Annotated in this window: 22 protein-coding genes; 13 read left to right on the top strand and 9 right to left on the bottom strand. The window is 31.8% G+C overall.

Annotated features, from left to right (window positions below; all coding sequences use genetic code 11):
- Nucleotides 1–224: 224 nt before the first annotated feature.
- Genes KPL50_RS19890 through KPL50_RS19865 form a run of 6 tightly spaced genes read right to left on the bottom strand, consistent with a single transcriptional unit; the run spans nucleotide 225 to nucleotide 6,576 of the window.
- Nucleotides 225–1,778, bottom strand: coding sequence for an aldehyde ferredoxin oxidoreductase N-terminal domain-containing protein (locus KPL50_RS19890; RefSeq protein WP_216300290.1), 1,554 nt, complete (start codon nucleotides 1,776–1,778; stop codon nucleotides 225–227).
- A complete protein-coding gene (locus tag KPL50_RS19885; RefSeq protein ID WP_216300289.1) occupies nucleotides 1,778–2,536 on the bottom strand; it encodes an ABC transporter ATP-binding protein in 759 nt (252 codons plus the stop codon). Before KPL50_RS19885 ends, KPL50_RS19890 begins: the two co-directional genes overlap by 1 nt.
- Before the next feature lie 19 nt (nucleotides 2,537–2,555).
- Nucleotides 2,556–3,194: an ATP-binding cassette domain-containing protein gene (locus KPL50_RS19880; protein WP_216300288.1), complete on the bottom strand. Its 639-nt coding sequence runs from the start codon at nucleotides 3,192–3,194 to the stop codon at nucleotides 2,556–2,558.
- Between the two features lie 9 nt (nucleotides 3,195–3,203).
- Nucleotides 3,204–3,983, bottom strand: coding sequence for an ABC transporter permease (locus KPL50_RS19875; protein ID WP_216300287.1), 780 nt, complete (start codon nucleotides 3,981–3,983; stop codon nucleotides 3,204–3,206).
- A 2-nt stretch (nucleotides 3,984–3,985) separates the two neighbouring features.
- Nucleotides 3,986–4,951, bottom strand: coding sequence for an ABC transporter permease (locus KPL50_RS19870; protein WP_216300286.1), 966 nt, complete (start codon nucleotides 4,949–4,951; stop codon nucleotides 3,986–3,988).
- Complete coding sequence (locus KPL50_RS19865; RefSeq protein WP_216300285.1) at nucleotides 4,951–6,576, bottom strand: ABC transporter substrate-binding protein; 1,626 nt, start codon at nucleotides 6,574–6,576, stop codon at nucleotides 4,951–4,953. Before KPL50_RS19865 ends, KPL50_RS19870 begins: the two co-directional genes overlap by 1 nt.
- Nucleotides 6,577–7,205: 629 nt before the next feature.
- On the opposite strand from KPL50_RS19865, the gene KPL50_RS19860 reads away from it, so the two are divergent.
- From KPL50_RS19860 to KPL50_RS19810, 11 genes are all read left to right on the top strand, one after another.
- On the top strand, nucleotides 7,206–7,988 hold the full coding sequence (locus KPL50_RS19860) for a motility protein A (RefSeq protein ID WP_216300284.1): 783 nt from the start codon (nucleotides 7,206–7,208) through the stop codon (nucleotides 7,986–7,988).
- An 18-nt stretch (nucleotides 7,989–8,006) separates the two neighbouring features.
- The gene (locus KPL50_RS19855) at nucleotides 8,007–8,723 is read left to right on the top strand and encodes a flagellar motor protein MotB (protein ID WP_216300283.1); all 717 of its coding nucleotides are present in this window, start codon (nucleotides 8,007–8,009) and stop codon (nucleotides 8,721–8,723) included.
- 260 nt (nucleotides 8,724–8,983) lie between these two features.
- Nucleotides 8,984–10,597, top strand: a complete 1,614-nt coding sequence (locus KPL50_RS19850) for a response regulator (RefSeq protein WP_216300282.1) — start codon at nucleotides 8,984–8,986, stop codon at nucleotides 10,595–10,597.
- A gap of 35 nt (nucleotides 10,598–10,632) precedes the next feature.
- Nucleotides 10,633–12,396: a sensor histidine kinase gene (locus KPL50_RS19845; protein ID WP_253200719.1), complete on the top strand. Its 1,764-nt coding sequence runs from the start codon at nucleotides 10,633–10,635 to the stop codon at nucleotides 12,394–12,396.
- A 17-nt stretch (nucleotides 12,397–12,413) separates the two neighbouring features.
- Nucleotides 12,414–13,391, top strand: coding sequence for a substrate-binding domain-containing protein (locus KPL50_RS19840; RefSeq protein ID WP_216300281.1), 978 nt, complete (start codon nucleotides 12,414–12,416; stop codon nucleotides 13,389–13,391).
- A 31-nt stretch (nucleotides 13,392–13,422) separates the two neighbouring features.
- The gene (locus KPL50_RS19835) at nucleotides 13,423–14,478 is read left to right on the top strand and encodes a galactose ABC transporter substrate-binding protein (RefSeq protein WP_216300280.1); all 1,056 of its coding nucleotides are present in this window, start codon (nucleotides 13,423–13,425) and stop codon (nucleotides 14,476–14,478) included.
- A gap of 134 nt (nucleotides 14,479–14,612) precedes the next feature.
- Nucleotides 14,613–15,656 (top strand): galactose ABC transporter substrate-binding protein, encoded by a 1,044-nt coding sequence (locus KPL50_RS19830; protein WP_216300279.1) that lies wholly within the window; start codon nucleotides 14,613–14,615, stop codon nucleotides 15,654–15,656.
- A 163-nt stretch (nucleotides 15,657–15,819) separates the two neighbouring features.
- Nucleotides 15,820–17,337, top strand: coding sequence for a sugar ABC transporter ATP-binding protein (locus KPL50_RS19825; protein ID WP_216300278.1), 1,518 nt, complete (start codon nucleotides 15,820–15,822; stop codon nucleotides 17,335–17,337).
- Between the two features lie 16 nt (nucleotides 17,338–17,353).
- A complete protein-coding gene (mglC, locus tag KPL50_RS19820; protein ID WP_253200718.1) occupies nucleotides 17,354–18,370 on the top strand; it encodes a galactose/methyl galactoside ABC transporter permease MglC in 1,017 nt (338 codons plus the stop codon).
- Between the two features lie 221 nt (nucleotides 18,371–18,591).
- On the top strand, nucleotides 18,592–19,284 hold the full coding sequence (locus KPL50_RS19815; protein WP_216300277.1) for an iron-sulfur cluster assembly scaffold protein: 693 nt from the start codon (nucleotides 18,592–18,594) through the stop codon (nucleotides 19,282–19,284).
- 22 nt (nucleotides 19,285–19,306) lie between these two features.
- The gene (locus KPL50_RS19810) at nucleotides 19,307–20,308 is read left to right on the top strand and encodes a GGGtGRT protein (RefSeq protein ID WP_216300276.1); all 1,002 of its coding nucleotides are present in this window, start codon (nucleotides 19,307–19,309) and stop codon (nucleotides 20,306–20,308) included.
- Between the two features lie 129 nt (nucleotides 20,309–20,437).
- On the opposite strand, the gene KPL50_RS19805 is transcribed toward KPL50_RS19810, so the two are convergent.
- The 3 genes from KPL50_RS19805 to KPL50_RS19795 are packed head-to-tail and all read right to left on the bottom strand — an operon-like array spanning nucleotide 20,438 to nucleotide 22,353.
- Nucleotides 20,438–21,478, bottom strand: a complete 1,041-nt coding sequence (locus KPL50_RS19805) for a tyrosine-type recombinase/integrase (protein WP_216300275.1) — start codon at nucleotides 21,476–21,478, stop codon at nucleotides 20,438–20,440.
- 23 nt (nucleotides 21,479–21,501) lie between these two features.
- On the bottom strand, nucleotides 21,502–21,975 hold the full coding sequence (locus KPL50_RS19800; RefSeq protein ID WP_216300274.1) for a hypothetical protein: 474 nt from the start codon (nucleotides 21,973–21,975) through the stop codon (nucleotides 21,502–21,504).
- 27 nt (nucleotides 21,976–22,002) lie between these two features.
- The gene (locus tag KPL50_RS19795; protein ID WP_216300273.1) at nucleotides 22,003–22,353 is read right to left on the bottom strand and encodes a helix-turn-helix domain-containing protein; all 351 of its coding nucleotides are present in this window, start codon (nucleotides 22,351–22,353) and stop codon (nucleotides 22,003–22,005) included.
- A gap of 176 nt (nucleotides 22,354–22,529) precedes the next feature.
- Between KPL50_RS19795 and KPL50_RS19790 the strand changes: the two genes are divergently transcribed.
- Entirely contained in the window at nucleotides 22,530–22,742 is a 213-nt protein-coding gene (locus KPL50_RS19790; RefSeq protein ID WP_216300272.1) for a helix-turn-helix transcriptional regulator, read from the top strand.
- Between the two features lie 43 nt (nucleotides 22,743–22,785).
- Nucleotides 22,786–23,004 (top strand): hypothetical protein, encoded by a 219-nt coding sequence (locus KPL50_RS19785; RefSeq protein WP_216300271.1) that lies wholly within the window; start codon nucleotides 22,786–22,788, stop codon nucleotides 23,002–23,004.
- Nucleotides 23,005–23,019: the final 15 nt, after the last annotated feature.

Genomic DNA, 23,019 nt, shown 5'->3' with positions numbered 1-23,019 from the left:
GTCACCTCTATAAAATATATTTATAATCTGAATTCCACATTTAATAATTACAATTATAAATCAATACAATTTAATAAAGAATCAATGATATTGTTTGTATATTTTACCATTTAAACCGTATCTTTTCAAGGACAAATAATGAACAATATTATTAATTATATGAAATATAATAAAAACTCCCTTTAAAAAGAGGGAGTTTTTAAGGTTATAGCAAATTCCAATAATTAATTCTTATGATCAAAATATCTATAAAGCACCTTTACAAACTCTGGTATAGTGTTTTGAGCAGAAGTAAGTTTCACCGATTTTTCATAGCTTAGCTCTTTTTCTAAGCAATTTAAGCTGTAATCTATTAGTTCTGTATTCTCAATTTTTATTCCAGTAGCATAATAAAATAAATTCTTCAGTATATCTAATACATCTTCATTGTCTATTAACGCGAAGGATGAAAATAAACAGAAACCTAAGTTTTCCAGCATTATAATATAACCATATAGTAAATCTAAATCACTGACATTTTTAAAGCTTCTTTTCATCATAAATTTTACATTGAAGTTTTTTTCTTCTGTGGTAGATGGTCTTGAAACCATAGGTAGAAGCTCAGATTTTTCACTATAAAGTTTATATATTCCTTGAGTTTTACTTCCTATAACCCTTCCAATAATATTTAAATCCTCAACATCTTTTAAGAGCTTTATTAGAACTTCCACAGTTCCAATAATATTTTCTGCTTTTAGATAAAGCCCGCAAGCAAATATAAGCTCTATAGAATCTAATCCTAATTCAAATGCACTTTTATTAAAGAGTTTTGTGAAAGTCAGATCATCTATATCAAATATTTCCTTTAATGCCGCATATGCTTCGCTTTCTGCTGGGGATGAGAATATATTGTTACCATCGTTACTATGTCTGTTTAAGCAACCTATAACACACAAGGGTGAACAGGTTCTATTTATTTTTTCCTTTAGAATTACTGTATTAACTTTTTTCTCTACCTTATTAAACCTTATATTTTTACCACCTTTTAGCAACTTCATCAGTGTTATTGAGCCATAGGCTGGCAACGCACCACCACAAATAGGATCTGATACTATAATTTTTACTAGCTTTTTAGCCTCTGCTTTTAAGGCTTCCTTGTTAAATACACTACTATTAAAATAGCTATCTGATTGTACCAATATAGCTTTTAGACCCTTGTTTCCAAAAATGTCTCCAAAGCCTCCTCGGCAGCAGTAGTAAACGGGATCACCTTTCGGATATGTACTAAATATAGTGCTTAAAGGAAGTTGAGCTTCACCGCTAGGACCTATGCCTATTATAGCCGTATCGATTCCATAAGAAGCTCTAAGAAAATCTATAGTACTATTTACCTTTAAGCCTTTTAAATTTTTCAGGGTTATAATCTTAGCTTCATTTTCACATAGGGTTATTACAGCATTTTTATCTTTGTTTTTTCCTTTTATAATTATAGCTGTAATATCTAAGGAGGCCAGTTTTTGTGCCATTGACCCTGAAATATTATTTATTTGAAGTCCTTTATCTTTCTGAGATTTGGAGGCTAAAATCATTCTTCCCGTACTAGGTACATTAGTTCCTGTAAATAATCCAGGAACTATGACTATGACATTATCTTCATCATATCTGCCCACATTATCTTTTACATTTTTCTGGACTAGATATGCAGCTAGCCCTCTCCCATAATGCCCTAAAGAATTCAAGTCATAATCTTCCACTGATATTTCATTATTAGATAAGTCTATTGTATAGATTTTTTTCACTAATTAATCCTCCTTAAAAATTTATAGCCTTTTATAAGATCTTTACTATATTCGCTTTTAGCATTTATATAAAAATCCTTGAAACTCTCATCATCTTCAATTTCACCGTTTTTAATGACTAAAATCCTATCCCAATATCCATTGAAAAAATCTATATTATGCACTATGGTGATAAGTGTTGTACCTTGGTTAATTCTTATGTTATTGAAGCTTTTGAATATATCGGTACTGCTCTCTTCATCCAACATAGAAGTACATTCGTCTGCAATAATTATTTTAGGATTTGGAATCAGTGCCCTTGCAATTGCAACCTTTTGCCTCTGACCTCCACTTAAAGTACAAATCTTTTTATCTAAAAGTGGTAACAAATTTAAATCTACTAAGCTTAAAGCTCTATCAATGGATATAAAATCCCTTTTATGCCTTTTGCATATTCTAATGGGCTCTTCTAATTCCAATCTAAGGCTGTGACAATCTTCCAGTGAACTATAAGGATCTTGGAATATATACTGAATGTCGGCACAAATGGTGAATTCTCTTTTTTTCAAAGACTTTAGACGAATTCCACTGTATAATATTTCACCAATATCTAATTTTTCTAGTCCTATTATTATTTTGGCTAAAGTAGTCTTTCCACTTCCACTTTCTCCGATTATGGCTACCATCTCACCTTTATAAAAGGTTAAGTTAACTTTATTTAAAGCCAACTTATCTTTGTAAAACTTACTCAAATCCACTATATTAAGTATCTCTTCCATACATGACCTCCATATATTCCTAAATATAAATCACTCTATGACAAACATTTTGTAAAAATCCTTTGTTATGAGATACTATAACTATCGTTAAGGTATTTTCTATTAATATTAGAAAATCCATAATGATTTTTAAAGTTATAAAATCTAAAGCAGAAGAGGGCTCATCTAATATTAGTAGCTGGGGCTTTTTTATATAAGAAAGCATTAGGATTAATCTTTGTTTCATTCCCCCACTTAGCTCATATGGATACTTTTTCATAACTTCTTCAGGGAGACTTAAGGCGTTTAAAACTTCTATAATTTTACTTAGATCAAAGTCCAAATTATTTCCCTTTAAAGTAAGCTTTATGTATTCTTCTATAGTAATTTTAGGATTTAACGCATCTTGAGAAAATTGAGGCATGTAGCTAATATAGGAGTATTTTTCACTGCTACTAAGTTTTAAATCCTGTCCTAAGAGTTGGCATTTTTCATATTTAATAACCCCACAAAAATTTAAAGAAAAAAGAGAATTAAGCAGAGAAGTTTTTCCACATCCACTCCTCCCCATTATTCCAATAAATTCTCCTTCAAATATTTCAGCGTCCTCAAATTCTAAAATTTTCCCATCATCATAAGTTATACTATAATTTTTAAATTCTAAAATTGTACTACTCATTACACCACCCTAGCTTTCATCGAAGGTTAATAGACTTAATGAAATTATAAATATTGAAAGGCACAATATAGGTGGAAGCAAATACCAAAAATACACCCCATCATAAAATATGCCTCCATAGTTCATAGCATTTTTTAACATTTTACCCCAAGTCATTATTAGAGGATTACCTATTCCAAAATAAGATAGGGTGGTTTCATATACAGCTGCTTTATTGCATTGAAGTATGAACATGGTAGTTAGTATTGGTTTTATTTCACGCCAAAGCTTTTTAAACAAATCAACTATATTTCCTTTTAAAAGTAAGGTATATTTTATTTTATCTTTTTCTATTACAGACATGAGCTTCCCTCTAACTATTCGGAAAACTTTTCCCCAGGAAAAAAACACAATTGCGTACAATGTGTTTTGCAAAGAAGGCTCAGAGAATGTGGCAAAAAACAAGATTATTATTATTTCAGGAATCATTAAAAACATATCTGAAATCCTTAGAATGACCTTATCTACAAAACCACCATAATGTGCAGCGAAAACGGCGAGTAGGCTTCCTAAAAAGGTGCTAAGAAAACCAGAAATCAAGGTTATAAAAATAGTTATTCTAAATCCATTTAAAAGCAATGTAAATAAATCATGACCCATATCATCAGTGCCAAGTAAATGATATTTCGATGGAGAAAGTAATGAGTCAAAACTAAAATTTGTAATATCATAGGAGGATAAAAAAGGACTTAATAAGGCTATTAGTAAAAATAATATTAACACCCAAAATGAAATCTTCTTTATGTTCATATTTAATACCTCGTTGTAAATTTTTTTAAAAGGGATTCAAATATTAGAGTTACGAAAAACCCATAAAAAGCTATTAATAACAATATTCCTTGCATCAAAGGGTAATCTCTACTTGAAGTTGCAATTTTTAAAAGTTGCCCCATTCCAGGATATGAAAAAATAGATTCTACAAAAATAGAACCTGTAATGGCATATAAGAACTGTATATTAAGTTTGCCTAATATCTCGGGAACCATATTGTAAAATATAAACTTCTTGTTTATATCTTTTTTTTCAATGTTTAAGTAATTTGCCATGATTATATAGTTTTCTTTATTTATTTTTTTTGCGCTATTATAAGCCATTATATATAAAGATGGTACTTCGCCAATAACTAAAGCCATTAATGGTAGAAATGAATGGCTTATTAGATCTGCATAAAAGCTTTTACTGAAAAATTGAACCCCTACATTATAAGCTCCTCCAGAGGGGAACCATTTAAGTCTATAAGAAAATATAAGTTGAATTATTAAACCTAAGATAAAAACTGGTATGGATTGAAGGGCTATCATAGATATTAGCTTCAGCCTAGATCTTTGGTCTTTTAATGCATCTTTGATAGCTAGTGGAACAGCCACAAAAAATGATAATATTAGGGAGACCATGGACAAAAATAGTGTCCATGGTCTTCTCCCTAAGATCAATGATAGGACAGGCATTTTAAAATAAAAGGAATATCCTAAATCAAGTGTAAATACATGTTTTGTATATATTAAAAATTGATCTACCAAAGGCTTTTCAGGAGCATAGTAATCTTTGAAAGCATTAAAAGTGTCTTCTGGTAAAGACTGATTAAGTATATAGGTATCTGTCTCACTTAGTGCTAATGGGCTTCCTGGTATAATCCTAGGTAAAAAGAAACTAAGTGCTAAAATTAAAACTATATATATAATATACTTAAGCTTAGACAAATCATTAGTTCTCTGCATTACTTTTTCCAGGACCCCTTTATAAATACTAATTTGTTTTGTACTGTAGGAACAGCGATAGCTACTCCATCCTTTGTGAAGAACCAACCATCAAAAACACTAGCGTCATAGGCAAAAACTATTTTTTTATAGTATAAGGTTAATGTTGGAAGCTCATCTGCAATTATTTGTTGAAGCTTTGCAACTTCATCATATCTTTTCTTTTTATCTAATTCTCTTAATTGCTCTTCAAAAACTTTGTCGAATTCTTGATTGATCCATTTTGCGCCACCTTGAGTTGTAATCTGTGGAGTAGAACCACTAGATGGATTAGAAATGAATCTTTGAAGAAGAACAGGGTCGCCTCCAAATGAACCGTGCCCACCCAGAGCTAAGGTGAATTTGCCTTCTTTAATCATTGAGTCTACAGATTTGGAATCTAATGTTTTAACAACAAGCGCTATCCCAATATCACTTAGATACTTCTTTAGCATTTCAGCCTGAGAAACGTCACTATCCGCTACTATTAATTCGTATTTTAACTCTTTTCCTTTATACTCCAGGATTCCATTAGAATTAGAATCTTTCATTCCAATACCTTTTAACAATTCCTTTGATTTAGTAGGATTAAAGTCATAATTTAGCACATCTTTAGAATACCACTCAGAATCAGGATGAATATGGCCTGGATTCCCTGGATTAGCACCGCCCTTGAAGGCCTTAGCAACATATTCCTCTCTATTTATTCCATAATAAAGAGCCTGTCTAAATTCCTTAATATTAAACTCTTTTACCTCAAAATTGAAGTATAGCCTACCAACCCAAAATCCTGGTCCCTCTATTACTTTAAACTTGCCTGCTTCTTTGAGCTGTTTCGCTTCACCATATTTTATGTTTGCAGCACCATTTAATTCTCCGCTTTCCAAAGATGCCTTAGGATTATTAGAAGCAGAGATTATAAGCTTATCTATTGCAGGTGCTCCTAAGAAATACTCCTTATTAGCATTGAAAACATAGCTGCCGGCTTCTTTATCGTATTTTTCAAGTTTTAGTGGTCCTGAGCCTATTACAGCATTTTGTGTATTAAACTTTTCTGGTTCTGTTACGTTTTCCCATATGTGTTTAGGCATAATAGGTACATTACCAGCTATATCTGTTATAAATGGCGCATGTACGTCATTAAGTTCAACTTCAACTGTATATTTATCTATTGCTCTAACTTCCTTAACGGGAGAGACCGATATCCACTGATAAGGATGCTTTTTAATGTAATCAAAAGAAAACTTAACATCTTCTGAAGTTACTTCTTTTCCATCTGTAAATTTTGCAGTTTCATTTAAATTAAATGTCCATATTTTATTATTACTTGAAACTGTCCACTTCTTAGCAAGTAAAGGGATTATACCCGTTTCATCCTTCCAAGTTAAGGTGTCAAATATATAGCTTGTTAATAAATAACCACGACCCTTAGAAGAAACAGTATAAACAGATGGATAACCTAGATTGTCTCCGTCTATTCTAAGTGTTTTTTCTTCAGTAACACTCTTTTTTGTTTGAGAACTTACTTGTGGAACATTTATGCTACCACATGCTACCATAGAAAAAGCAAGGATTGTACTTAATAAAATAGATATTACTCTTTTCAAATGCGTTTCCCCCTATAATTTTGAATATTAAAAAAAATTTAACAATATAATTTTAGCATATAACCAAATTATTTCAATTCAATTTAGGAAGTATAGAGTTTTTCAATAAGTAGGGTAAAATGTATTCCCTTACTCAATAGCAACTAAAATTGATTATGTAGCTTTTAATTTTAATTATTCCTGCGGGTTTAAAAAAAGCATCGTTATTTAAAGGGCCTTAGTTTGATAGCTCCAGTTTGAAAGCTTTCTTTTTAACAAAGTATCCATTACTGTTATAAGCAATACTACTTTTTTTCTACCCATACCCTTCTAGTCCGCAGAATTTTTGCAAATGCTATATATTTTTTTCTTCCATTTGTTGCTTTTTTTTAAAAGTTTTGATACAATTATGGTTGCGAAAAATAAAAAGACAAAAATGTTATTTTTTAGACGATAACTTTGGATTTTCTAAGAGCATTGGAGAGAACTTTACAAAAAAATGTAGAATGACGGAAATATGTATTGGATTTTATATCTAACACATAATATTGCAACATCTCAATTGATAATTTAGTTCGATATTTGTTCTAGAAGAGTATATAAGTAAAAAAAATAATAATAACGTTTATTTGAATTAGGGGGAGATAGCTTTGGATATTATATCACTTATAGGTATGGTGGTAGCGGTTGGTTTTATTTTATTTGGAATATTGACAAGTGGATCTATTTTAACTTTTGTTGATATACCTTCTATACTTATAGTTATAGGAGGAACGGCAGGGGCATTATTATTAAGTGCCACAAAGAAAAATGCAATGCAGTTTATAAAATGTATAGGAATGGTATTTAAAGAAAAGGGAAAACATGAAGTTGAGATTATAAACATGTTGGTTGAATGGTCTTCTAAAGCTAGAAAAGGAGGTCTTTTGGCTTTAGAAGAAGAAATACCAAAAATTGAGGACAAGTTTATTAAAACAGGTTTAATGATGATTATAGATGGTTCAGAGCCTGAAACTATAAAGAGGGTTCTTTCTATAAAGCTGAGAGGAACAGTTGATAGGCACAGTAGTAACAGGGGATTAATGGATACGGGAGCGTCGCTAGCACCAGCATTTGGTATGGTAGGAACCCTTATAGGACTAGTAAACATGTTGAAAAGTCTATCAGATCCATCCACAATAGGACCACAAATGTCTGTTGCCTTAATTACCACGTTCTATGGTTCTTTACTAGCCAATATAGTTTTTCTACCTATGTCAAAAAAGCTAAAGGCTAAGACAACAGCTGAAATATATCAAAAGGAAATGATAATTGAAGGACTTATGAGTATTCAAGCAGGTGAAAATCCTAATACCATAAAAACAAAGTTAATGGCATTTTATAACGACAAAGAAAATGAAGCAATTGATGCAAAAGTTACTCGTCAAGAATAGTATGTAAGGAGGACCAATATGGATGATGAAAATAAATTTGACACAGAAGATGAGGGTATAAACAATGAGTGGCTTGCAACTTATGGAGATTTAGTTACACTTTTAATGTGTTTTTTTGTACTCCTATATTCCATGGCCGTTATTGATCAAAGTAAGGCAAAGCAAGCTATGGCTTCTTTGAATAATATGGGGGTTTTTTCTCAACAATCAGGTACTAATCCATCCGTAGGTAACGGAATGTTAGATGGTAACGCTGCAATTGTAGGCTCACCAGAACAACAAATGGATAACCTTTATAAGGAAGTTAAAAAAATTGTAGAGAAAAAAGATTTACAATCTTCTATTGAAGTTGAAAATCAACCAAAGGGTGTCTTAATTAGATTTAAAGATGATATGATTTTTGACACGGCAAGTGCAGAATTAAAACCAGGAGCTAAGGAGATTTTGACACAAATTTCAGATATATTAAAAAAATATAATAAGAATATAAAAGTAGAAGGGCACAGTGACAATATACCGATAAAAAGTGATAAATATCAAAATAATTGGGAACTTTCATCAGCTAGAGCAATAAGCGTAGTAAAGTTTCTAAGCAGTGAACTTCCACCAGATAAACGCATAAAAGAGAAAAGTTTTGAGGTGTCTGGATATGGGGAGTTTAGACCTATAGCACCAAATGATACAGAAAAAAACAGACAAAAAAACAGAAGAATAGTACTACTCATAATTAAGTAATATTGCAGCACAGCAGGTAAAGATTTAATTATGTAGCTATGACTTTATAAGGAGAATAAAATTCCTTGTAAAGTTTTTTTGTTATATAGAAAATAGCTTGCGCAAAATTAACAGGACATATAATTTGTAGATTTCAGTATATTGCTTGTTTTTATATTTTAGCTAAAAAAGATTATTGAAGTGAGGGAATTGTCAGTGCTATAATGAAAGAAATACTAAGATTTAAGAAGAGGCTATCAATGAATGCATAGGGGGACAATATGTATAAATTAATTTTAGTGGATGATGAAGAAGAAGTAAGAAAAGGCATAATACAAAAGATAAACTGGCAGCAATATGGTTTTGAACTAGTAGGAGAAGCAGAAAATGGCCGAGAAGCCTTAGAACTTTCAGAAAAGTTTACTCCAGATGTAGTTATAACTGATATTAAGATGCCTTTTATGGATGGACTTCAGCTTTCAGAAGAATTAAGAAAACGATATCCTACCATTAAGATAATAATACTAACTGGTTTTGATAAATTCGAATATGCACAAAAGGCAGTAAATTTAAATGTTGTTGAGTACGCACTAAAACCAGTTTCGGCAAAGGAATTCATTGAGGTACTTTTGAGGGTTAAAGCACAGATTGATGAGGAGATGTTAAGAAAAAAGGATATGGAAGCAATGAATGAATATTTTGTAAAGAGCTTGCCTATTTTGAAAGAGAAATTTCTTACTTATCTAATTACTAGCAAACTTAATAAGGACGAAATTGAGGAAAAATGTAAAAACTATAATATTAATTTAAATGGAAATAGATTTGTTGTAGCAGCTATAAATATTGATCGGAAAATTATATATAAAGACAAGAAAATTGATAATAGTAATGAAGTGGATTTGATCAAATTTGCAGTAATTAATATAATAGAAGAAATCCTTTTTGAACGTGATAGAGGTATAGTTTTTATACACAACGATTTAATTGTAATAATTAGTCCATATTTGGAAGAGGATAGAGGCTATATTTTTAACAGTATTCAAGCTACCCTTGAAGAAATAAAACAGAATATTGAAAAGTATTTGAAATTAACTATTACAATTGGTCTTGGAACAATTACAAGTGATGTTTCAAATATATATGATTCTTATCAGAATGCTATTCTTGCATTAGACTATAGGTTTATCATGGGCAATAATCGAATTATTTGGATAGAAGATATTGAGCCAAGCAGTAGTGAAAAAATAGTTTTTGATGAGATTATGGAACATGACCTGAGAAGTTCTATTAAAGTAGGAACTGAAAGTGAAATTATCCAAACAATAGATGGGTTGTTTTATCAACTTTTAGATGTAAAGGCGCCGTTTAAGCATTTTCAAATATACTTGTTAGAAATACTAACAACAATAATTAAAACAGCAGAAAGCTTAAATGTAGATTTAACCTATATTTTTGGCGAAAACTACAATTTATTCGTGGAATTGTATGAATTTAATGATTTAAATCAGGTTAAGAGTTGGTTCGAATATATTTCTATTAAAATAATGAACTACATTACAAAAGATAGGCAAGACAGTTGTACGCTTTTAGTTGAAAAAACTAAGGCATATATAAATAAACATTATAGTGATAGTAGTATAACTATTAATAGTCTTTGTAATTACCTGTACATAAGTCCAACTTATTTTAGTTTTATTTTTAAAAAAGAGACAAAAATGACTTTTATAAATTATTTAACTCAAATTAGAATGGATGCTTCAAAGGAGCTAATTAAGGCTACAAAATTGAAATCTTTTGAAATCGCTTACAAAGTTGGATATGCAGAGCCAAATTATTTTAGTTACTGCTTTAAAAAACATTTTGGGATTTCGCCATCTGAGTTTAGAAATAATTAATTAAACATTCTTCATACCTAAGAGGAGATGAAATTTTGAAAAACAAGATTGTGCAATTTTTGAAGAATACCTATAATGTTGCAGTTAATACCTTTAAGGTAAGAGGAATACAATTTATCATTACCATATCTTTTACACTCATTACGGTTCTGGCTATGCTATTTGTTGGTATTGTGATTTATAATAAGTTTTCTATTTCTTTAGAAGATAATGCTACCCTAAGTACAAAGCAACTAGTTAATCAGGTAAATTCAAATATTGAGTACTATTTAAAGAGTACTAAGGAAGTTTCCAATTTATTAGATAAAAATATTTATTTAAATCAACAAATACCAAATAGTAAGTTAAAAGATCAAATGAATGTAATACAGAATATTAGAGGAGATATTGCAAGTTTAGCTGTTTTTTCAGATAAGGGAGAACTTATAATTGAATCTTCTACGTCAGTATTAAAGGAAAATGTAAATATAATTGATCAAGATTGGTTTAAATCAGCACTGAACAAATCAGATAACCTAAAGTTTTCGTTACCCCATGTTCAAAATCTTTTTAATGGAAAACATGATTGGGTTGTTTCATTAAGTAGAGTTATATACTTTTATAAAGGGAATGAAAGGGTACGGGGAGTGCTATTAGTTGATATGAATTATAGCACTATAGGCCAGCTTTGCCAAAACATATCTATAGGAAAAAGAGGCTATATTTATATTGTTGATTCTGATAATAACATAATATATCATCCAGAACAACAGCTCATTAACATAGGTTTAAAATCTGAAAACCGTGAGGATTACTTAGGTAGTTATCTAGAAAATTCTGATGAAGGAAAACAATTAATTACAATTAAAACAGTTAATTATACTAATTGGAAGGTTGTAGCAGTTGCATATATGTCAGAAATATTAGATTTTAAAAAAACTAGTACTAACTTCATAGGATGGATTTTGTTTGTCTGTATCATATTAATTATTTTTATATTTGGGTTTATTTCAGCTAAAATATCACATCCAATAAAGCAGTTAGAAGAGTCAATGAAGATGGTAGAAGCGGGAGATTTTAATATATATATTGACGTTAAAGGAGAAGATGAGGTGGAAAGATTATCTACAGCCTTTAATTTGATGATTTCTAAAGTTAGGTATCTTATGGCACAAATAGTGATAGAGCAGGAAGCAAAACGGAAAAGCGAATTAAATGCACTGCAAGCGCAGATTAATCCACATTTTCTATACAATACCTTAGATTCAATTGTTTGGATGGCGGAAAATGAGAAAAATGATGGCGTAATAACAATGGTGACTGCTCTTGCTAAACTATTTAGAATAAGTATAAGTAGGGGTAAAAATATTATTACAGTCCAGGAAGAAATGGAGCATGCAAAAAATTACTTAATAATACAAAAGATTAGATATAAAAATAAATTTGTATTTGAAATTATAATACAAAAGGAAGTTCTAGAATATAAAACCTTAAAGTTAATATTACAGCCCCTAATAGAAAACTCAATTTATCATGGTATCGAGTATATGGTAGACAAAGGTTTTATAAAAATATCAGCCTCAATTACTAATGGTAAATTATTGTATGAAATATGTGACAATGGGCTTGGAATTGAACCGGAGAAATTAAAGCACCTACTAGAATATAGAGGAAAAGATAATACTGGGTCAGGAGTTGGAGTGAAAAATGTACATGAGAGAATTCAACTAAGCTATGGCACGGAATTCGGTCTTGAAATACAAAGTGAAATTGAAGAGGGGACTACAATTAAAATTTGGCTACCTCTTACAAAAGAATAGAACTGAGGTGTTGCAATATGTCTAAAAAGAATTTCTTATTAATTTTCTTGTTTATCATACTCCTTATATCACCTTTCTTATTTGGAATTATAAATCTAAGTACTAAGGGGGAGGAAGAACCTAAAAAGATATCATTAATATTAAAGACTCAAAATGGTGATTACTTTAAAAATGTTAGAATGGGTGCGGAGGTTGCAGCTAAAGAATTTAATGTAAAAGTAGACTTTACTTCGCCTAGCGATGAAAATGATATTGATGGACAAATAGCCCTTGTGAATGCAGCTATTGAAAGAAAAGTAGATACAGTAATACTGGCACCAAGTGATTATAATAGGCTAGTGAACGTAACTGAAAAAGCTATAAGTGAAAAAATACCGGTACTCGTCATAGACAGTAAATTAAATACTAATAAGATTAGCAGCTATATAACTACAGACAATGTTAAAGCTGGAAGGATGGCAGGGGAAAAGCTTGTTACACTATGTGGTGTAAGCTCAAGAATTGCTATTATTAATTTTGTTGAAGGAGCAAGTAATAATAAGGAGAGAGAAGAGGGCTTGTGGTCCATAATTTTAAAAAATCCTGAATTAAAGGTGGTATATAAGGATTATGTGGCAGCAGATTCAGAGAGTGCATCAGTGCTTACAAAAAAACTTGTGTTGGGTGATGATAAAGTTAATACAATAATAGCATTAAATTATATAAGCTCTATAGGTGTAGCAAAAGCAATTGATGAAATAGGGCTTGCTGGAAAAGTGAACGTCATTACATTTGACAATACTCCGGAACAAATAGAATTTTTAGAAAGTGGTGTAATACAAGCTACCGTTACTCAGAGTCCTTTTGGCATGGGGTACTTAGCAGTTAAATATGCGGTACTCAATTTACAAAACAAGAAAATTCCAAAGTATGTTGACACGGGCCTTGTTGTGATAGATAGAGTTAACATGTATAAACAAGAAAATCAAAAGATATTATTTCCTTTTACTCAATAAATATATGCAGAAATATATAGGGAGAATTTTAATGAATAATATAAAAAAAATCATAATAGTCTTGGCAATGACATTTATTATAACAGCTATTTTTAAGGGGTGTGCAGACAGTGATACTTATTCAAAGACTGGCTACAAGGGAAGTTTACCGAAAGTAGGAGCAGCTATTTATAAATATGATGATGAATTTATGTCTTATATACGTAATTCAATGGAAAATGATGCCTATGGAAGAATAGCATTGAATATGAATGACTCTCAAAATGATCAAAACATACAGTTACAACAAGTGGATGAAATGGTTTCAAAAGGAGCTAGAGCATTAGCTATAAATTTAGTTGATCCAAAAGCTGCAAAGGCTGTAATTGACAAAGCAAAGGCGGCCAACTTATCAGTTATATTTTTTAACAAGGAACCAGATGCATCAGTATTGAATAGTTATGATAAAGCATGGTTCGTAGGTACAGATTCAAAGGAATCTGGAATTTTGCAAGGTAAAATGATAGTTGATCTTTGGAATGAAAATAAGAATGAATGGGATAAAAATCAAGACGGTACACTTTCATATGTATTACTTAAGGGTGAGCCAGGGCATCCGGATGCAGAGGCTCGCACAAAATATGCACTATATGAAATTAAGAAGGCGGGTATCCATGTAGAAGAGCTCGCAGAGTCGACAGCTATGTGGGATGCTGCAAAAGCAAAGGATAAAATGGATGGATGGATATCAAAGTTTAATGATAGAATTGAATTTGTAATTTCCAATAACGATGTTATGGCACTGGGTGCATTAGATTCACTAGAAAAAGCAGGATACTTATCTGAAGATAAATTTATACCCGTAGTTGGAATAGATGCCATTCCAGATGCTGCTAAAAAGATAAAAGAAGGTACTATGGTGGGCACAATATTAAATGATGCCAATAGTCAAGGCAAGGCAATAATCGATTTAGTTACTAATGCTGCAAATGGAAAGAATATTGTTAATGGTACTTCTTGGAAAATAACTAATAATAAATATGTACGTATTCCCTACGTGACTATAATAAAAGACAATATTGATGTAGCAGAGCAGGCTTATAAATAGCAATAACCATTAAATTGGAAAACACCGTAGGATTTTAATATATCACAGTAGGATTTTGTATTAATATTAAACCCCTTTGATGTTATTATTAATACAGGTTAACGTTTACATTAAAATTTAGAGGGGGAAAATTCATGAAAAAGGCAATTACAATGATTCTAGTATCAGCAATGATGGCGACCATATTAGCAGGTTGCTCAAGTAAAACTACATCACCAGCCCCAACCACTGGTACTGAAACTAAAAAGGTATCTATAGGAAGCACAATTTATAAATTTGATGATACATTCATGACAGGGGTTCGTAATGCAATATCTACAGCTGCAGCTGATGCTAAATCAAGTGTAGAAATAGTTGATAGCCAAAATTCATCAGCAACTCAAAATGATAAAATAGATTTATTTATTACTAAGAAAGTAAATGCACTACAAATTAATCCAGTTGATTCTGCAGCTGCGGGTGCAATTGCAACTAAAGCAAAGAATGCTAACATCCCAGTTGTATTTTTTAATCGTATGCCTTCAACTACTGACATGAATATTTGGGATAAACTTTATTATGTAGGAGCAAAACCTGAACAGTCTGGAATAATGCAGGGTAAGATTTTAGCTGCTTATTGGAAAGCTCATCCAGAAGCAGACAAGAATAAAGATGGAGTTATGGATTATGTTATGCTTACTGGCGAACCAGGACATCCTGATGCTATTGCCAGAACTAAATCTTCCATTGATCAAATAGTAAGTGAAGGAATAAAAGTTAAGGTTATAGCTAGTGATACTGGTATGTGGGATCGTGTTAAAGCACAAGATAAATTACAATCAATTTTAGCTGCTAATGGTGATAAAATTGAAGCAGTACTTGCTAACAACGATGACATGGCACTAGGCGCTATATCAGCATTACAAGCTAAAGGATACTTCAAAGATGGTAAATTCATGCCTGTTGTTGGCGTTGATGCTACAGCTCCAGGACTTGCAGCACTAGCTGATGGAACTTTACTTGGAACAGTACTTAATGATGCTAAAAATCAAGGAATTGCAACTTTCAAGATTTCACAATTACTTGCTGAAGGAAAGGTTCCAACTACTGAAAACATTGGATACACTCTAACAGACAATAAATATGTATGGATTGATTACAAATCAATAACTAAAGATAATATGGGTGATGCTAAATAAGCCTCTATATTTATAGTATATAAAATGCACCAAAATAACTAAAGTACAATAGGGTTTCTATTGTACTTTGGTTTGTTAATGAAATTATAAAATTTATTTATTATTAAGATATAATTTATTATTAAGATATAATTTATTATTAAGGTATACAGGAGGCATTACAATGAAGGAAGATAATTATTTGCTAGAGTTAAATAATATATCCAAAGCGTTTCCTGGTGTAAAAGCATTAGATGATGTAACTCTTAAAGTGCGTGCTGGAAAAGTACATGCACTAATGGGCGAAAATGGTGCAGGTAAATCTACACTTATGAAATGCCTTTTCGGTATATATTCGCAGGATTCAGGAGAAATATTTTTAAATGGAAAAAAGGTAATAACAAACAATTCGAAAGAAGCTCTAAATCTTGGAATAGCCATGATACATCAAGAGATTCACCCAGTTAAATTTCGTAATGTAATGGAGAACATGTGGCTTGGACGTTTACCGATGCATGGCATTGGACCTTTTAAATTAGTTGATGAGAAAAAAATGTACAAGGATACACAAGAACTTTTTAAAAGTCTTGGACTTGATGTTAATCCTAATACAATAGTAGGAAATTTATCCGTTTCTATAGTGCAACAGATGGAAATAGCAAAGGCAGTTTCCTACGATGCAAAAGTAATAATTATGGATGAACCTACATCATCTCTATCTGAAACTGAAGTTGAACATTTATTTAGAATAATTCGCGACTTACAAAAAAAAGGGGTTGCAATAATTTATATATCCCACAAGATGGAAGAAATTCTTAAAATCTCTGATGAAGTATCTATAATGAGAGACGGTAAGATGATGGGAACTTGGGATGCTAGTGAACTTACAACTGATTTGATAATTAAAAAGATGGTAGGTCGCGATCTGACTAATAGATTTCCAGATAGATCAAATGTGCCAGGTGACGAGATTTTAAGGATTGAAGGATTTACTTCCTCATATCCAAGATCATTTAAAGGCGTTTCTTTTAATCTAAGAAAGGGCGAAATACTTGGTGTAGGTGGTCTTGTAGGAGCTCAAAGAACAGAACTTATGGAAGCTGTTTTTGGCCTTAGAAGTTTGCATGCAGGTAAGACTTTTATAAATAATAAACAAGTCAGTATTAAGTCGCCAATCGATGCAAAAAAACATAATATGGCTCTAATTACAGAAGAACGTAGAGCAACAGGGATATTTCCAGTACTATCAGTTATGGAAAATATGGTAATAGCAAACCAGGCAAAATACCTGAATAAAATAGGAATATTAGATGATAAAAGGCGAAAACAAGATTCTATAAAGAGTATGAAGCAGTTAAATGTAAAAACACCTTCATATAAAGAACTTATACAAAATTTATCCGGTGGTAATCAACAGAAGGTATTACTCGCAAGGTGGCTTCTTACGGCTCCAGAGATCCTGATTCTTGATGAACCTACACGTGGAATCGATGTAGGCGCAAAATTTGAGATTTATTCAATTATTACAGAACTTGCAAGGCAAGGAAAAAGTATTATAATGATATCTTCTGAAATGCCTGAGCTCTTAGGTATGTCTGATAGAATAATGGTAATGTGTGAAGGTCATCTTTCAGGTATTATAGATGGAAAAACAGCAACAGAGGAAGCTGTAATGGTGCTTGCTAGCAAGTATATGGAATAGTGAGGGGGAAAGATAAATGGAAATGGAAAAGAAAAGGTTCGGAGGTAAGGATATACAAGCTTTCTTAAAGCAATATGCTATATATGTAGTACTAGTAGTATTAATAATTGGTATAGCTATAAAAGATCCACGCTTTATTTCATTAGATACTTTTATGGATGTTTTGACTCAAAGCTCAACGAGAATAATAATAGCACTGGGAGCTTGTTTTGCAATTTTGACTGCTGGAGCGGATCTTTCAGCAGGACGTGTGGTAGGATTCTCCGCAGTTATTTCTGCTTCAATGATTCAAGCTGCTGATTATTCAAGTAAGTTTTACCCGAACTTAGGTCATTTGAACATATTAATTCCTATAATAGTAGGTATTTTAGCAGGAGGTGTAGTTGGCCTTTTAAATGGATTCATAGTATCGAGATTTGATGTACCTCCATTTATAGCAACCCTTGGTACAATGGTTATTGTTTATGGAGCAAATTCTATATATTTTGATATGGCTCCTAATAGATCACAACCTATAGGAGGTCTAAGGGCTGATTTTTCTAAACTTGGAACAGACTCATTTTTAGGAATTCCATATGTAGTAATTATAGCGGCAATTGTCACTGTAATAATATATGTGGTTTTAAATAAGACAAAGCTTGGTAAAGATGTGTATGCTATAGGTGGAAACAGGGAAGCTGCAACTGTTTCAGGTATTAATGTACGTAAGTCTTTATTAACAATTTATGTAATAGCAGGACTTCTTTATGGTTTAGCTGGTGTTCTAGAAGCTGCAAGAACTGGTGGAGCAACAAATAATTATGGTAATGGTTATGAACTAGATGCAATCGCTGCCTGCGTTGTGGGTGGTTGGTCTGTATCTGGAGGTGTTGGTACTGTTCCAGGAATTGTAGTAGGTGTATTTATATTTAGCGTAATCAATTACGGGTTAACATTTATAGGCGTTAATCCATATTGGCAACAGATAATAAAAGGAGTAATTATAGTATCAGCAGTTGCTGTTGATATAAGAAAATATCTTCGTAAGAAATAAAATCTTGAAATTGTATTTAAAGCCCTAAATATCGCTGGATTTATTTATTAATAAATCCAGCGATATTATTATGTTTACATTTATTCTATTGTTAAGTTAGGTTTTTTTTGTTAAAATAGAATTGATAACATAATTAATATTTTGTCCCAGTGGGACATTTTAGTTCCAGGAATGTTTGTAAAACATTAAATTACCATCTACATAAGGAAGGAGATAATATTATGATTTATTCAACAGAAGTTTCAGAAATGATTTGTGTTGCAAAAGGACCTAATCATGGATCGGCACCAATTCCTGAAGAAGGAAAATGGGTACAATCTAAAGAAATTAAAGATATCTCAGGTTTAACACACGGAATCGGTTGGTGTGCTCCTCAACAGGGTGCATGCAAGCTTACATTAAATGTAAAAGAGGGCATAATACAAGAAGCATTAGTTGAGGTAATAGGATGTTCAGGTAGTACTCACTCAGCTGCAATGGCTTCAGAAATACTTCCAGGAAAAACTATTTTGGAAGCATTAAACACAGACTTAGTATGTGATGCAATAAATACAGCTATGAGAGAGTTATTCCTTCAAATCGTTTACGGAAGAACTCAAACTGCATTTTCAGAAGGTGGACTACCTATAGGTGCTGGCCTTGAAGACTTAGGTAAGGGTCTTAGAAGTCAAGTTGGTACAATGTATGGAACACTAGCTAAGGGTCCAAGATACTTAGAAATGGCTGAAGGTTACGTTACTAATATTGCTTTAGATATGAACAACGAGATAATAGGTTATAAATTTGTCCAACTTGGAAAAATGATGGATATGATTAAAAATGGCATGGATGCTAATGAGGCTATGGAAAAAGCTACTGGAAGTTATGGTAGATTTGATGAAGCTACAACAGTAATCGACCCAAGACAAAAATAATACAAGAAGGAGGAATAATTAAATGGCTTTATTTGAAAGTTTTGAAAGAAGAATAGACCAAATATTACCTGTATTAAATAAGCACGGAATATATTCACTAGAAGAAGCAAAATCAATTTGTGAAGATAAAGGTATTGATGTTTTTGGTATAGTAAAAGGAATTCAACCTATAGCATTTGAAAATGCTTGCTGGGCATATGTAGTAGGGGCGGCTATAGCAATCAAAAATGGCTGTACTAAAGCAGCTGATGCGGCAGTATATATAGGCGAAGGTCTTCAATCTTTTTGTATACCTGGCTCTGTTGCTGACGATAGAAAAGTTGGAATTGGTCATGGTAACTTAGCAGAGATGCTACTTCGCGAAGAAACTAAATGCTTTGCATTTTTAGCTGGACATGAATCCTTTGCTGCTGCTGAAGGAGCAATTGGACTTGCAAGAGCTGCTAATAAAGTAAGAACAGAACCACTAAAAGTAATACTTAACGGTCTTGGAAAAGATGCGGCTTTTATAATTTCAAGAATTAATGGATTTACATATGTTCAAACTAAGTTTGACTATTATACTGGTAAATTAGACATAGTTAAAGAAACAGCTTATTCCACAGGAGAGAAAGCTAAAGTTAGATGCTACGGAGCAGATGACGTACGTGAAGGCGTTGCAATAATGCATTCTGAGGGAGTAGATGTTTCGATTACAGGAAACTCAACAAACCCAACAAGATTCCAACATCCAGTTGCTGGTACTTATAAAAAAGAATGTTACGAACAAGGTAAAAAATACTTCTCAGTAGCATCCGGTGGTGGTACTGGAAGAACTCTTCATCCAGATAATATGGGAGCAGGTCCTGCTTCATACGGAATGACTGATACTATGGGAAGAATGCATTCAGATGCACAATTCGCAGGTTCTTCATCAGTTCCCGCTCACGTTGAAATGATGGGACTTATAGGAATGGGAAACAATCCTATGGTTGGAGCTTCAGTTGCAGTTGCGGTTGCAGTGGAAGAGGCAATGAGTAAATAATAAACCACTGAAACCCCTAGTAATATAGGGGTTTTGTTTTGCCTAAAACCTTTTAGGAACATATAAAAACAGGTGAATAATACACTGGTAGTACACAAGTAATACACAGGCGTAATACACAAAATTATACTAAAAAAAATAAGCGATTTTCTCTATTTCTTCCTTAAGCTGAGATATTGTTCTATGAGTGTAAATCTTTTCAGTAATATCTACTATTGAATGACCTACAATTAATTTAAGGATATACTCGTTGAAGTTATATTCTTTTGCAAGTGTTATAAAAGTATGCCTAGTATCATGTGGTCTATGGTTCATATTTAGCATTTCCATAACTTTTTTAAACCTCAATCTGTATTTATCATAGGTCATTGAATTTCCTTGCTGTCCATTTAGAACTACAAATAAATGTTCATTATTTTCGTTGTAGCGATTTTGTATTAGCGGAAATACTTTTGAGTGTATAGGAACTATTCTATTTTTCCCTGCATCTGTCTTTAACCCTCCAAGCATAGTTCTATTATTAATATCAATATCTAAGGTTTTTAAAATTGCAAGTTCTTGTGGTCTCCATCCACTATAAATTCCTATTAAAATCATATCTACAAAAGGTAAATTTATATTATCCCATAGAATTTTAATTTCATTCTTGTTGAAAGGTACTCTTTCGATTTTTGGCTTACCTTTTTTAACCGTGTTACATAGAAAAGCATAGTCTTTGTCACAAATCTCATGTTTTAAAGCATACTTATATATTAAATTAAACATGGATTTCATTCTAGCTTTTGTACTATTCCCGACAACTGCGTTCTTTATAGTTTCTTCCAACGTCATAGTTTTTATATCTTTAAATCTCATTGTATGTAAAGAACCACAATGATTATAAGCAGATTTCCATGTCCTTATAGCAGATGGCACAATATTTTGAAAATGTTCTTCGCTCCATTTTTCATATACCTCTGCAAAAGTTATAGAATCTGTTTTAATATCATAAGGGTTAGCATTAAATTCAGCTAAGGCTTGAATTGCTAATTGCCTAGACTTATAATAACCAATTGCTTGATATAATTGCTTACCATTTTCATCCCATCCTATTGTTTTTCTAGCTCTATAAGGATTTCTTCTATTCCCTGTTAGTTTATGTACTGAACCGAAGCCGTTTGGGTTTTTCATAACTATAAAATCACTCCCTTATATTAAAACATTTTAACAATTCCCAAAGAAGGTTCAAGGATTATCAAATAATTATCTATTTCATAATAAGTACCATACTTTTCCTTGTAATGTTGGATTGATGCATCTAAAAAATCCTCTGTCACATTTATATATTCAGCCATTTCACAACGATTTCTCGCTCCTGTGTTGTAGGCATTTAGGATGTCCACAATACCTACTAATTTTTCATAGCCCCAGTTCCTTGCTCTTTTTTCCTGTTTAATACTCGAAAGTTCACAATTATCTAAAATATTTCCACAACTAGTGTAATGATGTCCTAACTCTTCTGCTAGCACGCATGTTTTTTCTTTGGCTAACTCAATATTAGAATCTATGGCAATTTTACTATTTTTATATAATCCTTTTAAGTTATTTAAAAAATCATTTTTACTGAAATCGACTTCTTTTACCTTAACTATCCCTTCACAGGTTGCTAATAGTTCATCATATGTCAAAACCTACGCCCCCTAGCTTATTGAGTATTACTCTTCATCTTCAAAAAGTGCATCTATATATTGTTCTATTAATTTCATTTTTTTAGGAGTTAATTTTTTGCCATCAAAGTGTGCTGCGATTGTATCAATTGATTGGTTTTGTTCTTTTTCCTTTTTATTATCAGATAATCCAATTATATAATCAAGTGTAACATTAAAATACTTAGTTAAAATTCTGGCATTAGCTAACGTTGGTTCAGCTTTCCCATTTTCCCATTTAGACACAGTGCTCTTTGCAAGATTTACGCCATAAGTTTTGGCTAAATCATCACACATCTTATCCATAGATACGCCTTTATCTTCTCTTAACTCTTTTAATATACTTCTCAATTCATTCATTTTTTTCAATCTCCTTCAACTCCAGTAGTTTCCTGTAGTGAAAGTATATCACATTTGTTTTTCTTTGTGAACAATTATTTAAATAAAAAGACAAAATGTTATTGACATGGAAACTTAAAGGGGTTATATTTATAGCACAAACAGTTTCCAAAAGGCTAACAGAAGGAGGTGACATATTGGACAAGTCAAACAAAAGAGAATCCTATTTTAAATTCAAAGGCTATTTAGCAGAAAATAGCATTCAACAAAAGGAAATAGCCCATATTATAAATATTTCACAGGCTACGTTAAGCAAAAGGCTAAACGGTAAAGGGGGTGACTTTACTATCCAAGATCTAAAGAAAATTTGTAAAACATTAAATGTAAAAGCCGAAATTTTTTTTAATTAACATGTTTCCAAAGAGCTAATAGATTAATAGAGGAGATGTGAAAATGGGTAAAAACAGTAGCAGTAACAACCTAACAGTAAAAGAAGTAGCAGAACTGCTCGATAAGACGCAACAATTTGTGCGTATCGGTCTACAAAGAAATATACTACCTTTTGGTTATGCCGTAAAAATGTCTAGCATATGGACATATCATATATCTGCATATAAAGTTTACAGCTATTTAGGAATTACACAAAGTTACATTAACCAAGAGAGGATATGAACAATTAACAAAAGG

The sequence above is a fragment of the Clostridium sp. CF012 genome, from assembly GCF_018861755.1.
GTDB lineage: Bacteria > Bacillota > Clostridia > Clostridiales > Clostridiaceae > Clostridium_AD.
Note: the sequence above shows the minus strand (reverse complement) of the source record. Positions and strands in the feature narration are given on the sequence as shown.